This is a genomic window from Streptomyces sp. NPDC026394, from assembly GCF_055567735.1.
In genome coordinates, this window is sequence record NZ_JBVHPX010000002.1 from 848,185 (window position 1) to 862,317 (window position 14,133).

10 protein-coding genes and 1 tRNA gene are annotated in these 14,133 nt (G+C 74.0%); 3 read left to right on the forward strand and 8 right to left on the reverse strand.

Annotation, left to right across the window (positions count from 1 at the left end; all coding sequences use genetic code 11):
* Positions 1-10 precede the first annotated feature (10 nt).
* The 4 genes from ACZ4QV_RS07950 to ACZ4QV_RS07965 all read right to left on the reverse strand — a co-directional run bounded on the left by ACZ4QV_RS07950 (position 11) and on the right by ACZ4QV_RS07965 (position 5,257).
* Positions 11-790, reverse strand: coding sequence for a S16 family serine protease (locus tag ACZ4QV_RS07950; protein WP_361635198.1), 780 nt, complete (start codon positions 788-790; stop codon positions 11-13).
* Positions 791-872: 82 nt separating this feature from the next.
* Complete coding sequence (locus ACZ4QV_RS07955) at positions 873-1,514, reverse strand: IclR family transcriptional regulator (RefSeq protein ID WP_361144886.1); 642 nt, start codon at positions 1,512-1,514, stop codon at positions 873-875.
* A gap of 359 nt (positions 1,515-1,873) precedes the next feature.
* Positions 1,874-3,673 (reverse strand): DEAD/DEAH box helicase, encoded by a 1,800-nt coding sequence (locus ACZ4QV_RS07960; RefSeq protein ID WP_361585558.1) that lies wholly within the window; start codon positions 3,671-3,673, stop codon positions 1,874-1,876.
* Between the two features lie 42 nt (positions 3,674-3,715).
* Entirely contained in the window at positions 3,716-5,257 is a 1,542-nt protein-coding gene (locus ACZ4QV_RS07965) for an MFS transporter (protein ID WP_467762683.1), read from the reverse strand.
* A gap of 126 nt (positions 5,258-5,383) precedes the next feature.
* Here ACZ4QV_RS07965 and ACZ4QV_RS07970 point away from each other — a divergent pair, with 126 nt between their 5' ends.
* Positions 5,384-6,247, forward strand: coding sequence for an alpha/beta fold hydrolase (locus ACZ4QV_RS07970; RefSeq protein WP_361614859.1), 864 nt, complete (start codon positions 5,384-5,386; stop codon positions 6,245-6,247).
* A 137-nt stretch (positions 6,248-6,384) separates the two neighbouring features.
* Positions 6,385-6,456, forward strand: a tRNA-Cys gene (locus tag ACZ4QV_RS07975).
* Here the strand turns inward: ACZ4QV_RS07975 and ACZ4QV_RS07980 are convergent.
* Positions 6,428-7,051, reverse strand: a complete 624-nt coding sequence (locus ACZ4QV_RS07980; RefSeq protein WP_467762684.1) for a TetR/AcrR family transcriptional regulator — start codon at positions 7,049-7,051, stop codon at positions 6,428-6,430. The genes ACZ4QV_RS07975 and ACZ4QV_RS07980 overlap by 29 nt on opposite strands.
* Positions 7,052-7,271: 220 nt before the next feature.
* Between ACZ4QV_RS07980 and ACZ4QV_RS07985 the strand changes: the two genes are divergently transcribed.
* Positions 7,272-8,210 carry an alpha/beta fold hydrolase gene (locus ACZ4QV_RS07985; protein WP_467762685.1) on the forward strand — a complete coding sequence of 313 codons (939 nt, stop codon included), beginning with the start codon at positions 7,272-7,274 and terminating at the stop codon, positions 8,208-8,210.
* Between the two features lie 50 nt (positions 8,211-8,260).
* On the opposite strand, the gene ACZ4QV_RS07990 is transcribed toward ACZ4QV_RS07985, so the two are convergent.
* The 3 genes from ACZ4QV_RS07990 to ACZ4QV_RS08000 are packed head-to-tail and all read right to left on the reverse strand — an operon-like array spanning position 8,261 to position 13,937.
* Complete coding sequence (locus tag ACZ4QV_RS07990; RefSeq protein ID WP_361585570.1) at positions 8,261-10,591, reverse strand: xanthine dehydrogenase family protein molybdopterin-binding subunit; 2,331 nt, start codon at positions 10,589-10,591, stop codon at positions 8,261-8,263.
* Entirely contained in the window at positions 10,588-13,044 is a 2,457-nt protein-coding gene (locus tag ACZ4QV_RS07995; RefSeq protein WP_467762686.1) for a (2Fe-2S)-binding protein, read from the reverse strand. The genes ACZ4QV_RS07990 and ACZ4QV_RS07995 overlap by 4 nt, the downstream gene beginning before the upstream one ends.
* Positions 13,041-13,937 (reverse strand): FAD binding domain-containing protein, encoded by an 897-nt coding sequence (locus ACZ4QV_RS08000; protein WP_361144905.1) that lies wholly within the window; start codon positions 13,935-13,937, stop codon positions 13,041-13,043. Before ACZ4QV_RS08000 ends, ACZ4QV_RS07995 begins: the two co-directional genes overlap by 4 nt.
* Positions 13,938-14,133 lie beyond the last annotated feature (196 nt).

The following is a 14,133-nucleotide window of genomic DNA, read 5'->3' on the forward strand; positions in this document are numbered from 1 at the left end:
CAGCAGCCGGTCAGCAGCTGGGGACCTTGCCGCCGGACTTCAGCGCCTTGAGCGCGTCCACGGTCTTGGACAGCGTGCTGACCGGGACCAGCCGCAGTCCCTCCGGCAGCTCGGCCTGCGCGTCCCGGCACTCCGACTTCGGTACGAGGAAGACCGTGGCGCCGTCCCGGCCCGCGGCCTGCGTCTTCAGCGCGACCCCGCCGACCGCTCCGACCTCGCCGTCCGCGGTGATCGTGCCGGTGCCCGCGATCTTCTGCCCGCCGGTCAGGTCGCCGCCCGCGCCGTCCCCGGCCAGCTTGTCGATGATGCCCAGCGAGAACAGCAGACCGGCGCTGGGCCCGCCGATCGTGCCCAGGTCCAGCTTGACCTGGACGTCCTTGTCGCTCTTGTGCAGGTAGTTCAGGGCGGCGCGGGTGGCGACGTCCTGGGAGGAGCGCATGTCCTTCAGATTGTGCTCCACGGCCTTCTCCGCCGTGTCGCCGACCGGGTAGACCGACTCGACCGGCATCACGGCCTGATCCGTACGGAACCAGCCCCTGACGATGTCCGGCAGCCGGACCGGCGCGTCCGGGCCGGTCGCCACGATCGCCGCCATCCGCAGCTGACCGGTGGTCTCGCGGGTCGGCGCCCCGCTGATCGTGATCACCTGTTTGCCCTTGTGCTTGCCGAGCACGTCCGCCGTGTCGCCGGGGAAGGCGACCGAGAACGGCAGGGGCGCGAAGGCCACCGTGGCGAGGAGCGCGATGACCAGGGCGGCGCAGATCCCGAGGGCGCGAGTGCGAGAAGACACCCCGCCACCCTAGATGACCTGGCCGCCCGGCCTCTCACCACGGGGCGGGACGGGGTACCCGCGCCCTTCGGCCCCCGGACCCTCACCGCAGCGCTTCGGACACCTCACGGGCCGCCTCCACCACCCGGGGCCCGACCCGCTCGGGCACCGTGTCGGCGAGCATCACGACGCCGACGCTGCCCTCGATGCCGCTCACCCCGAGCAGCGGGGCCGCGGCGCCGCTCGCGCCCGCCTCCAACTCGCCGTGTGTCAGGGCCAGCCCGGCGTCCTCGATGCGGCCCTGCCGGGCCTTGAGGATGGCCCGCCCGGCCGCGCCCCGGTCCAGCGGGTGCCGGAAACCGGCGCGGTAGGCGACGTGGTAGTCGGTCCAGGACGGCTCGACGACGGCCACGGCCAGCGCTTCCGTACCGTCCACGAGCGTCAGGTGGGCGGTGGCGCCGATGTCCTCGGCCAGGGCGCGCAGGGCGGGCAGCGCCGCTTCGCGCACCAGCGGGTGCACCTGGCGGCCCAGGCGCAGCACGCCGAGGCCGACCCGGGCCCGGCCGCCGAGGTCACGGCGTACCAGGGCGTGCTGCTCCAGGGTGGCGAGCAGGCGGTAGACCACGGTCCGGTTGACCCCCAGCTTGGTGGACAGCTCGGTGACGGTCAGGCCGTGGTCGGTGTCGGCGAGCAATTTGAGGACGCGTAGTCCCCGGTCGAGCGTCTGGGAGGTCTCCGCGGTCACGACGCCCCCTCCTCGGGTGAGTGGCGGTCCGTCCGCGGGGTGCGCTGCCGGTCCCGGGGCAGCGCGCGCGAAGAGGCCGCCGGCCGCATGGCACCGGCTGCGCTCCGCGGCGGCGCTGCCACGGGGCGTGTGCGTGACCGGGACAGTAGCGAGCTGGTCCGGTCAGCGGAAGAGTCCGTCCAGAATCCGGTCTTCCGTGACCGCTTTATCCCTGAACATCCGCAGGTTGTGACCAGTTGGCGGCGCACCCCGGCCTTTCGGCCTGGGGTACAACACGAGCACGTCCGGACACGTACGGGTACGGCCCGCGCCCCGGAACACGTCCGGGCCGCGGGCCGCCGCCTCACGTCACACAGGGGTCACTTCATGCGCGTGGCCCACTCCCGTACCTTCTTGATCCGCTCGTTGAGCTGCCCGGCCGTGGCCTCCGCGCTCGGCGGGCCGCCGCACACCCGGCGCAGCTCGGTGTGGATCACGCCGTGCGGCTTGCCGCTCTGGTGGACGTACGCGCCGACCAGGGTGTTCAGCTGCTTGCGCAGCTCCAGCAGCTCCTTGTGCGTGACCACCGGGCGCCGCTCGGCGGGCATCTCCAGCAGGTCGGCCTCGGAGTCCGGCTTCTTCTTGCTGTGCGCTATCTGCCGGGCCTGCCGCTTCTGGAGCAGCATCTGCACCTGGTCCGGCTCCAGCAGCCCCGGGATGCCGAGGTAGTCCTGCTCCTCCTCGCTGCCCGCGTGCGCCTGCATGCCGAACTCGGCGCCGTCGTAGAGCACCCGGTCGAAGACCGCCTCGGACTCCAGCGCCTCGAAGGAGAACTGTTCGCCCGTGGCCCCGTCTTCTTCGTCCTGCTGCTTGTTGGCCTCGTCCATCTCCTTCTCGGACTCGGCGTACGGGTCCTCGTCGCCGTCCTTCTTCGGCTTGTCCAGGACGTGGTCGCGCTCGACCTCCATCTCGTTGGCGAAGCCGAGCAGCGAGGGCACCGTGGGCAGGAAGACGGACGCGGTCTCGCCGCGCTTGCGGGACCGTACGAAGCGGCCCACCGCCTGCGCGAAGAACAGCGGAGTGGAGATCGTCGTCGCGTACACGCCGACCGCGAGCCGCGGCACGTCGACGCCCTCGGACACCATCCGGACCGCGACCATCCACCGGTCCTCGGAGTGCGCGAAGTCGTCGATGCGCTGCGAGGCGCCGCTGTCGTCGGACAGCACCAGGGTGGCGCCCTCGCCGGTGATCTCACGGATCAGCTTGGCGTACGCGCGGGCCTGCTCCTGGTCGGAGGCGATCACCAGCGCGCCGGCGTCCGGTATCGCCTTGCGGACCTCGGTCAGCCGCTGATCGGCGGCCTTGAGGACCTTGGGCATCCAGTCGCCGCGCGGGTCCAGCGCGGTGCGCCAGGCCTGGGAGACGGCGTCCTTGGTCATCGGCTCGCCGAGCTTCGCCGCGATCTCGTCGCCCGCCTTGGTGCGCCAGCGCATGCTGCCGCTGTACGACAGGAAGATCACCGGGCGGACGACGCCGTCGCCGAGCGCGTTGCCGTAGCCGTACGTGTAGTCGGCGGAGCTGCGCCGGATGCCGTCGTCGCCCTCCTCGTACGTCACGAAGGGGATCGGGTTGGTGTCGGAGCGGAACGGCGTACCGGTCAGCGCGAGCCGCCGGGTGGCCGGCTCGAACGCCTCCAGGCACGCCTCGCCCCACGACTTGGAGTCGCCGGCGTGGTGGATCTCGTCGAGGATGACCAGCGTCTTGCGCTGCTCGATCCGGTTGCGGTGCAGCATCGGGCGTACGCCGACACCCGCGTACGTGATCGCGATGCCGTGGTACTCCTTGCCGAGCGGACCCGCGCTGTACTCCGGGTCCAGCTTGATGCCTATCCGGGCGGCGGCCTCCGCCCACTGCTTCTTCAGGTGCTCGGTGGGGGCGACCACGGTCACCTGCTGCACGACGTGGTGGTGCAGCAGCCAGGAGGCGAGGGTGAGCGCGAAGGTGGTCTTGCCCGCGCCGGGGGTCGCGACCGCGAGGAAGTCGCGCGGCTGCGTCTGGATGTACCGGTCCATCGCGGACTGCTGCCAGGCGCGCAGCTTGTTCGCGGTACCCCAGGGGGCCCGTCCGGGGAAGGCCGGGGACAGGTGGTGGTTGTTGGTGGCGCTGGTGGTGGTAGTCACGGTCTCCGTCGGGCTGGCTCGGCGATCGGCAACCGCGTCAGCCTAACGCTCCGCGGGAGCGGACGGCGTTCCCGGGTGAGCCGCCGACACCGTCTTCGCGCCACCGGGCGGGACCGTCGCCAGGCCGCTTCCCGCGGGCTTCAGCCGTGTGGCCACCCACGATCCGGTCAGGGCGACCGCCGCCATGGCGACGAAGACCGCGGCGAAGGCGGCGGGCTGCCCGGATGCGGCGTCGGTCACGTCCGGTGTGCCGCCCGTGTCGACCGAGGCGCCGCCGAAGGCGCTGAACAGCAGGCCGCTCAGGCCGACGAACGTGATGTTGCCGAGGGCGTCGGAGACCTGGAGCGAGGCGGAATTGCTCCCCGCGTCCTCCGGCGGGGACAGCTTCAGCAGCAGCACGCTCCCGCTGGAGATGTTCAGCCCCATGCCGTACCCGGCCACCACCCACGCGACCGCCACGATCCAGACCGGCACGCCGCCGAACAGCACCAGCGGCACGATCAGGATCGCCGCCGTGATCAGCAGCAGCCCGATCCCCATGATCCGCTCCCGGTACGGCTCCAGGCGCGGCCGGCTCTGGGTGTACGAGCCCAGGGCCCAGGTGAGGCCGCCGCCGGTCAGCGAGAGCCCGGCCAGCGTGGTCGACAGGCCGCGCTCCGTGACGAGCATCAGCGGAATGAAACTCTCGGCGGCGAGCAGCGACCCGGCTGCCAGACCACGGATCAGCACGACGGAGGGCAGGCCCCGCGCGGCCCGGAACGTCCCCTTGGGCAGCAGCCGGACGATGGCCGGCACCAGCAGTACGAGCCCCACCACCGCGGGCAGCACGGCCACCCAGTCCCGCCGCTGGGCCGCGTACTGAAGGAGCCCGGCACCCGCTGCCACCGCCAGGGCCAGCAGGATGCGGCGCCGGTCCATCCCCTCGTCGTCCCTCCGCGGCGGCAGCTTGCGCAGCGCGGGCAGCATGACCGTCAGCGGCAGCAGGACGAGCACGGGTATGGACAGGAACACCCAGCGCCAGCCCAGGTGCTCGGTGACCGTCCCGGCGACGAGCGGCCCGACGATCACCGGCAGCACCCAGGCCGCCGAGAAGGACGCGAGGACGGACGGCCGCAGCGCCTCCGGATAGGCGCGGCTCACCACCACGTACAGCGCGACGATGACCAGCCCGCCCCCGATCCCCTGCACCCCGCGCCCCACCACGAACAGCCACATCTGCTGCGCGCACCCCGCGACGACCAGCCCCGCGCCGAACGTGGCGATCCCGGTGAACAGGGGCGCGAGGGGCCCGCCCCGGTCGCACCACTCCCCCGACAGCGCCATCGCGAACAGACTCGCCGTGAAGTACGCGGAGAAGGCGAACGCGTACAGCTCGATGCCGTCCAGGGCGTGGCCGACGGCGGGCATCGCGGTGTTCACCGCGCTCGCCTCGAAGGCGATGAGCGAGACGACGGAGATGATGCCGAGGGTGAGCGCCCGGTACGTACGGCCGAGGACGCCTTCGGCGGGCGCAGCGGCCATGGGCTCGGCACGGAGGGGGACTTCGGGGGTTCTGGCGGCGTCGCGCGGGTCCACGGCAGTCATGCGGTCAGCGTAAGAGGCGTCGACCGCGTGCGCCCCTGTCGCAGGGAGGGGATCTTCTAGGCCGCCGGACCTAGGGCGTACCGGACGACGAGCGTCCCCTTCTCCCCCGTACGGCAAGCTGGGCCCATGCCCCACTTCACCAGTTACGACAACGCCGCACTGCACTACCGCGCACTCGGCCCGGAGGGCTCCGGACTCCCGCCCCTGGTGTGTCTGGCGGGCGGACCGGGCCGGGACGCCGCGTACCTGGGCGACCTGGGCGGCCTGGCGGAGCGACGGCGGCTGCTGATCCCGGACAGCCGCGGCACGGGCGCCTCCCCGACCGCCGCCGACCCGTCCCGCTACGCCTTCCCGCACCTGGCCGAAGACCTGGAGGCATTCCGCGCCCACCTCGGTCTGGAGCGCTTCGCGCTGCTCGCCCACGACGCCGGGGCGGCGACCGCGCAGGCGTACGCGGCCACGTACCCCGACCGCCCCACCCGGCTGGTCCTGATCTCCCCCGGCTCACACCTCCAGGGAGAACTCCCCGACGACGCGCCGGACATCTTCGCCTCCCGGTCGCACGAGACGTGGTGGCCCGAGGCGTCGGCTGCGGCCCGGCGTCTGGCGGAGACGTCCGACATGACGGAGGTACGCGACCTGCTGCCCCGCGCGGTCCCGCTCGCGTACGGGCGCTGGGAGGCGCCCCAGCGGGCCCACGCGGCGGCGGAGGGCGAACAGTTGAACCCGGTGCCGCGGGCCGGCTTCTGGCAGGGCGTGGACGAACCGGCCCGCCAGACACTGCTCGCGGGCCTGCGCGAGGTGACGTGCCCGGTCCTCGTCATGACCGGCGGCCGGGACGCGGTGGCGGGCGTACGGGCGGGCGAACTGGTCGCCGCATCCTTCCCCGACGGACGCACCCACCACCTGCCCGAGGCGGGCCACTACCCCTGGATCGACGAACCGGACCGGTTCCGCCGCGCGGTGGAGGAGTTCCTGCACGCGCCCTGAGGGGCGTCACCCCAACCCCTGAGCCCCGTCGGCCGACCGGACTTGTGAACACCGCATTGCAACCTCGTGCCGGCCCGCCCGAAACCCTTGCCCCGCCCCCGGTCCCCCGGCCTAACCTCGGTGCATCGCTTCACCACGGCCGTGTGCCCGAGCGGTTCAGGGGCCGGACTGCAAATCCGGTTACGCAGGTTCGAATCCTGTCACGGCCTCAGAACAGCGCTGCGCGCGCAACGTCCGCGACAGCGCGTCCACGGTCACGCCCACCACGGCCAGGAGCTGCGCCGGGGTCGCCCCGGCCCTGCTCATGACGGCGAGCGACTGGTTCACAGCCGCCGCGTGCACAGCGAAGTTCTCGGCGTCCTGTTCGGCCAGCCGGCCGGTCTTCAGCGCGGTGCGCAGGCGCAGGCGCTGGGAGCCGAGCGCCTGCTCGGCGTGGGCCGCGACGCCCGGACTCAGCACGGGGATCGCCATGGCCGACTGGGTGATCAGGCAGCCATCGGGCAGTTCGGGATCGGCGATGCGGTCGAGGGTGACGTCGAAGAACGCACGGACAGCGGCAACGGGGTCCACGGCCGCACCCGACAGGGCGACGTCGTACTTCTCGCCGTAGCGCGCGGCGTAGAGATCCAGGCAGCGCAGGAAGAGCGCGTCCTTGTCGCCGAAGGAGGAGTAGAGGGAACTGCGGTTCAGGCCGGTCACCCGGGACAAATCGCCCACCGAGGTGTCGGCGTAGCCGTCGCGCCAGAACTGGATCATCGCGGCGTCGAGCGCCGTGTCCATGTCGAACTGCTTCTTGCCTGCCACGCGGCACTTCCTCGGTGATGCGTCGATGGTCCGGACCGTGTCGCGCACCATTCTATCTTGAACTGATCGATTCAAGATGGGTAGCCTTCCAGCGTGGTCACGGCCAGGCGTGCCGGGCACTTCGCGACCGCGCGAGAAACCCACCACGCGTACGTGGTCCCGGCCGCCACCGCCAGCCACACCGCTCCAGCCGCACACCTGACACCCATGGAGGATTTCCGTGACCAGCCCGGCAACCAGCACTCCGCAGGTCTCCGACAGCAACCCCGTCCGCGACCTGCCCCTACAGCATCTGGCCGGCTTCACTCACCGCTGGGTCGACGCGGACGGCGTCCGCCTTCATGCCGTCGAAGGCGGGCGGCCGGGCGGCCCGGCCGTCGTCCTGCTCGCCGGATTCCCGCAAACCTGGTGGGCCTGGCGGAAGGTGATGCCCGGCCTCGCCCATCGGTTTCGCGTCATCGCGATCGACCTGCCGGGGCAGGGCCACTCCGAGCGTCCGGAGCGCGGCTACGACACGCACACGGTCGCCGCGCACGCCCACACCGCCGTGCAGGCTCTCGGAGTGTCGACATACACCCTGGTCGCCCACGACATCGGCGCCTGGGTCGCGTTCTCCCTCGCCCTCGGCTTCGAGAGCCACCTGCGCGGGGTCGCGCTGCTCGACGCCGGGATTCCCGGTATCACCCTCCCGGAGGCGATTCCCACCGACCCGGACCGAGCGTGGAAAACCTGGCACTTCGCGTTCCACATGGTGCCCGACCTGCCCGAGACGCTGCTCGCCGGCCGCGAACGCGAGTACGTCGGCTGGTTCCTGAAGATGAAGGCCCTGTCCCCCGACACGTTCGACGACGCCGAGATCGACCACTACGCGCAGGCCGTCGCCGTCGACGGCGGCCTGCGCGCTTCCCTCGCGTACTACCGGGACGCCGCGGAGTCGGCGCGCAAGAACCGCGAGGCGCTCGAACGGCGGCGCCTGACGGTGCCGATCCTCGGAATCTCCAGCAGCCACGGCTCCGTTCCGGACATGGCCGCCTCCATCAGCCCATGGGCCGACCGCACCACCCGGATCGTCGTGCCGGACGCCGGACACTTCATCCCCGACGAGCAGCCCGAAGCCGTCGCCGGCGCGCTGGCGGACTTCCTCGCCGACCACGGCTGACACCCGCGCCCCGGCAGGATTCCGGCAGCGACGGTTCCGGGTACGGGCGCCTACTGCTGCTGCGCCACCGCCGCCTGGGGCCGGATCGGGAGGCGGCCTATCGGGCGGCCCGTGGCGGCGCGTACGGCGGAGGCCACGGCGGCCGGGGAGGTGACGACCGGGACGGCGCTGGCGGGTTTGGCGCCGAAGGGGGCCACGACGTCGCGTTCCTCGACGAGTTTGACGATGCGGATGTCGGGGGCGTCGAGGGCCGTGGGCATCGCGTAGCCGGTCAGGTCGGGGTGGCGGATCCGGCCGCGGGTGGTGCGGAGGTTCTCCATCAGGGCCGCGCCGAGGCCCTGGGTGACACCGGCCTCGATACGGGCGCGGAGCTGGCGCGGGTTGAGGACCCGGCCGACGTCCTGGGCGACGGTCATCTCGACGACGCGGATGGTGCCGAGTTCGATGTCGACGTCCGCGACGCAGCGGATCGCGCAGAAGGCCAGGCCCACGAACGCGTCGCCCTGGCCGCCCTCGTCGAGGGGCTCGGTGGGGTGCGGGCGGCACTGGGCGGTGGCCCACAGTTCCTTGCCGTCGAGGGCTTCGGCGACGGTGGTGCTGAGGACACCGTCGTACGAGGTGATCTTGCCGTCGTTGATCTGGAGAAGTTCGGTGGACATGCCGAACTTGTGGGCCAGGGGCTGGAGGAGCTGGGTACGCACCATCTTGGCGGCGCGTTCGACGGCGCCGCCGGAGACCCAGGTGTGGCGGCCGTGACAGGCGCGCCCGGCGGACGGCTGGTCGGTGTCGACGCCCGCCACGTGCACCTCTTCGATGCCCAGGGTCTCCTGGACGATCTGGCGGGCCAGGGTCGAGAAGCCGGAGCCGGTCTCCACGGCCGCACACAGCACGGTGGCGACCGAGCCGCTGACCTTGACCGTGGCGGTGGACACCTCGTCGGCGCCCTCCGCGCCGAGCATGTGGACCATGCCGAGCGCGTAACCGACGCCGCGGCGCACCGCGGACGGCTCGCCCGCGCCCTCCAGGCCACCGGGCAGCAGCCAGTCCTCCTCCGGGGTGTCCTTGGGGAGTTCGGGCAGCGGCTCGTCCTTGACGGCGCGCAGCAGTTCGGCGACCGGCGCGGGGCAGGTGACGGTCTGGCCGGTGGGCAGCAGGTCGCCGGTGGCCATGACGTTGCGCAGCCGGATCTCGGCCGGGTCCATGCCGAGCTTGGCGGCCAGCTTGTCCATCTGCCCCTCGTACGCGGCGCAGACCTGCATCGCGCCCTCGCCGCGCAGGTGCCCGGAGGGCGGGTTGTTCGTCCGGACGGCCCAGCCCTCGATGAAGGCGTGCGGGACGACGTACGGGCCGCAGGCGAACGACACGGCGGCCGCCAGCGCCTCGGCGGAGGTGTCCGCGTACGCGCCCGCGTCCATCAGGATCTGCGCCTCGACCTTGACCAGCTTGCCCTCGGCGTCCGCGTGATGGCGGTAGCGCAGCAGGGTCGGGTGGCGGTGGGCGTGCCCGAGGAAGGACTCCTCGCGGGTGGCGGCCAGCTTCACCGGGCAGCCGGTGCGCAGCGCCAGCAGCCCGAGGGACAACTGCATGCCCGGGTCCTCGCGGTCCGCGGTGGCGCCGGGCACGCCGGTGACGACGACGCGTACCCGCTCCGGCTCCAGCCCGAAGCAGGCGGCGGCCAGGTCGCGGTCGGTGTGCGGGTCGGTGGAGGCGGTGTAGATCTCCACACCGCCGTCCGGACGCGGCACCGCCAGCCCGGCCTCGGCGCCGATCGGCGCCGGGTCCTGGCGGCCGATGCGGTACAGGCCCTCGACGATGGTCTCGCCCACCACCTCGGGGTCGCCGAAGTGCAGCGGGATGTGCCGGATCAGGTTGCCGTCCGGGTGCAGCGGCTCGGCCTCGAAGGCCAGTTGCGGGTCGGTGACCGGCTCCAGCACCTCGTACTCGACCTCGATGGCGGCCGCGGCCAGCCGGGCCGTGTCGGGGTGGTCGGCGGCGACGGCGGCGATCGGCTCACCGTGGTGGCGGACCACGTCGTGCGCGAAGACCGGGCGGTCGGGGACGCCCCGGCCGTGCCCGGCGTCGCCCGGCACGTCCGCGTGGGTGACGACGGCCCGTACGCCCGGCATCTCCACGGCCTGCCGGGTGTCGACGGAGAGGATGCGGGCGCTGGGGTACGGGGAGCGCAGGATCGCGGCCCACAGCAGGCCCTCGGCCCACAGGTCGGAGGCGTACGGGAAGACGCCTTCCGTCTTGGCGGGCGCGTCCGCGGACGGGAGGGAGACGCCGAGGCCGTGCGGCGGCGGGTCGGCGGGCCCGCCGGAACGGTCGCCCGCGGCGGGCGGCGCGGTGACGGCGCCGGCGCCCTCGGATGTGCCGGTCATACGGAGCCTCCGGACTGCGGATCAGCGCCCGGGCCGTGGGGGTGCGGCCCGTGGGGGTGGTGGCCGTGGGAAGCGGGGCCCTGCGGGTCGGCGGGGCCCGCCTGGTGCGGGATACGGGGGGTGCCGGTGCCGGGCTCCTCGGGGGCGGCGGCCGCGGCCTCTTCGGCGGCCGCCGCGGCGTCGGCCCGGCCGCGTACGACCTCGTTGACCGCGTCGAGCACGCCGCGGTAGCCCGAGCACCGGCACAGGTTGCCGCAGAGGGCCTGCCGGGTCTCCAGCTCGGTGGGGGCGTGGTTGCCCTCCAGCAGGTCGTGGACGGTCATCGCCATGCCGGGGATGCAGAAGCCGCACTGCACGGCGCCGGAGTCGGCGAGGGCGCGCTGCACGTCGGAGGGCGCGCCGTGCTGCGCGAGGCCCTCGACCGTACGGACCTCGCTGCCCGCGGTGGTCGCGGCGGGCACCAGGCAGGAAGCGACGAGGCGCCCGTCGACCTGGACGGAGCAGGCGCCGCACTCCCCCTGCGAGCAGCCGTCCTTGGCCCCGGCGAGGCCGAGGCGCTCGCGCAGTACGTACAGCAGCGACTCGCCGATCCAGGCGTCGGTGACGGGGCGGTCGGTGCCGTTGACGGAGAGGACGTAGGAGGTGTGGGGGTGTTCGTCGTGGGGGAAGGGGAGGGGTTCCGTCGTCGTGTCGTCGGCCGGGGTCGGGGCCGGGGTCGCGGCCACGGCTGTGTCGCCGGCCGGAGGCGGCGTGGTTCCGGGGGCGGGCGCGGCGTCCGGTGCTGCGGGCGGCTCTTCGGCCGTGGCGGCGGGCTCCGCGAGGTCCGGGGCGGTTTCGGGCTCCGGGGCGGCGGCCGGTTCCGTGGGTGCGTCGCCGGGCACGGCGGGCTCGGCGGGAGGGGCCGCCGGGGCGTCGGGGGCGGCTCGGCCGACGGGCTCGGCCGGAGCGGACTCGGTCGGAGCGGACTCGGCCGACGGCGTTTCGGGGTCCGTGCCGGGTGCGGTTCCGTCACCGGGTGCGGCACCGGACTCCGGCTCGGTTCCGGCCCCGGCCTCAGGGGTCGCGGCCTCGGCGGGCACGCCGTCGGCGGCTTCCTCCGGCCCGGCCGCCTCGGGGGCGGCGGGCTGGGCGTCGGCGGCCGGGGGCGCGTCCGTGGCGGCACGGGTGGCGGCTGCCGGGGCGACGCCGGGCTCGACGCCGGCTTCGGCGGTGGCGTCCGTCGGGGCTTCGCCGGTGGCCTCGTCCGTACGAGCCTCTGCGTCCGTACGCGCTCCAGCGTCCGCAAGAGCCCCGGCGGCAGGCGTCCCGGCAGCAGGCGTCCCGCTCCCGTCCACGCCCTGTTCGACGGCGTCGGCGGCGGCCGGGCCGAGGGCGATCGGCCCGGACACGACGGGGCCCGAAGCAGCCTGGCCGACGTCTTCCCCGGCCTCCGGCTCCGGCTCCGAAACCGGCTCCGGGTCCGGCTCCGCCTCCGCACCCGACTCCGCCCCGTCCCGCGGCTCGGCCGGACGCTCGTCGAGCGGTTCCGCACGCGGCGGCCACTGTGCCAGCGCGTCGGCGGGCAGGGACCAGTTGCCCGCGCCGCCCAGCGTGCCGCCCGCGCTGTCGCCGGAGGCGGGCACGTGGTGGCCGGGGTCGTAGCCCGGTGTCACCTGGTCGGCGGGGCGGAGCGGCTGCTGTCCGTACGGCAGGTGGCCGGCGCCGGTGTGCTGGTCGGTGGTGAAGTGCCACTGCCCGGTCGCCGCCGGGTCCACCGGGGTGTGGCCGTGGCCGTGCCCGTGGTCGTAGGGGCCGTACGCGGTGCCGTACCCGGAGGCCGGGTGCGTACGGTCGTCGCCCAGCAGGTACTCGCCGGACTCCTCCAGCATCTCGTCCGGGGCCGTCGGGATCGCCCACTGGCCCGTGGTGCCGCTGGACCCGTCGGTGCCCGCGGCGGGCCAGAGGGCGTGCGACGCGCCGTCCGTGCCGTCGGTGTAGTGGCCGCCCGGCGCGCCGGTGTGCGGGCCGCTGCCCGTCATCCCGTGTGCGGGCAGGTCGGTGGCCGGGGCGTCCGCGAACGGCAGCGTCCACTGTCCGGTGGCCGACGGGTCGGTCGTCGCGCCCGGGGTGGGCGGGGCGAAGGAGGACGGCGGGGTGTAGCCGTGGCCGGGCGCGGCGAGCGGGTCGGCGGCGTATCCGCCGTGGTCGCCGGTGCCGGGTACGCCGCCGTGGGCGTCCGGGGTGCCGGGGCCGTGCGGGTCCGGGTAGCCCTGGTAGCCGTAACCACCCGGGTAGGGGCCGCTGGTGAAGCCGTCCGGGAGCTGGACGAAGGCGGTGGCCTCCGACTCGTACTCGTTGCCCTGGGGCAGCGGTTCCCAGCGCTGGCGGTCCTGCGGTCGCACCACACGCAGCGGCTGGGTGTCCTCGGGGCTGTTGCGCCGGTCGTTACGGTCGGGGCGGTCGGCGTCGCTCACGAGAGCGCCCTCCCAAGTGCTCGGCGGGCCAGGGCCGCCACCGTACGGCGCAGGTGCAGCGCGGCGGGCGGCAGGGTCTGCGGTTCCGTGCCGTCCTGCGGCGGTGGCGGGTCCGGGATGCAGGCGGCGGCCACGTAGTCGCCGAAGGCGGCCAGCGCCTCGGGCACCAGCTTGCGTTCGCCGTCCCAGTCGATGATGGAGGCCACCCACTGCTCGGCCTCCAGGGGCCGCAGCGGCATGGCGGCGACCGCGCCGACCGCGCAGCGCACGCCGCGCCGGGCCGGGTCGAGGACGAGGGCCACCGAGGCGGTGGCGCGGCCGGGGCCGGTGCGTCCGGTGGCCTTCAGGAAGGTCTGCGGGGCGTGCAGGAGCGGCACCCGTACGTAGCCGACGAGTTCGCCGGGGCGCAGCATCTCGCGGCCGGCCAGGAGGTGGCTGACGGGGATCTCGCGGCGGGCGCCGCCGGGTCCGGCGACGACGAGGTCGGCTTCGAGGGCGGCGAGCACCGGCAGGGTGTCGCCGGTGGGCGCGGAGGTGACGATGTTGCCGCCGAGGGTGCCCGCGTTGCGTACCTGCGGGGGGCCGGCGGCGCGGGCGGCGGCGGCAAGGCCCGGGATGAGCGCGGCGAAGTCGGGGCGTCCCATCCGGGCGAGGGTCAGGCCCGCGCCGAGCAGGGCGTGGCCGTCCTGGTACTGCCAGCCGCGGATCTCGCTGATCCGGCCGAGGCCCACCAGTCCCGCGGGCCGCAGCAGCCCGGAGTTGACGGCGGCCATCAGGTCCGTACCGCCCGCGACGGGCACGGCGGCGGGCATGGCGGCGAGCGCCGCCACGGCCTCGTCGAGCGAGGCCGGCAACGTCACCGATTGCGAAGCCTGCGGTGCGTGCGTGGTCAACCCAGCTGCCCCTTCCCCGGTGTCCCGGCTGTTCCGCTCCGCCGTACGGTACGTGCTCACGGTCCGGACGTGGCAACTCTGGCACATCTTTGCAGGCCCGCGGTGCTAGGGCCCGGCTTCCGGACGCCTTGGGACGGCAGCGGGCGCGCCGCGTACGGGACATGGCCGGTGTTCGGGGCGTTCGGGATGTTCGGGG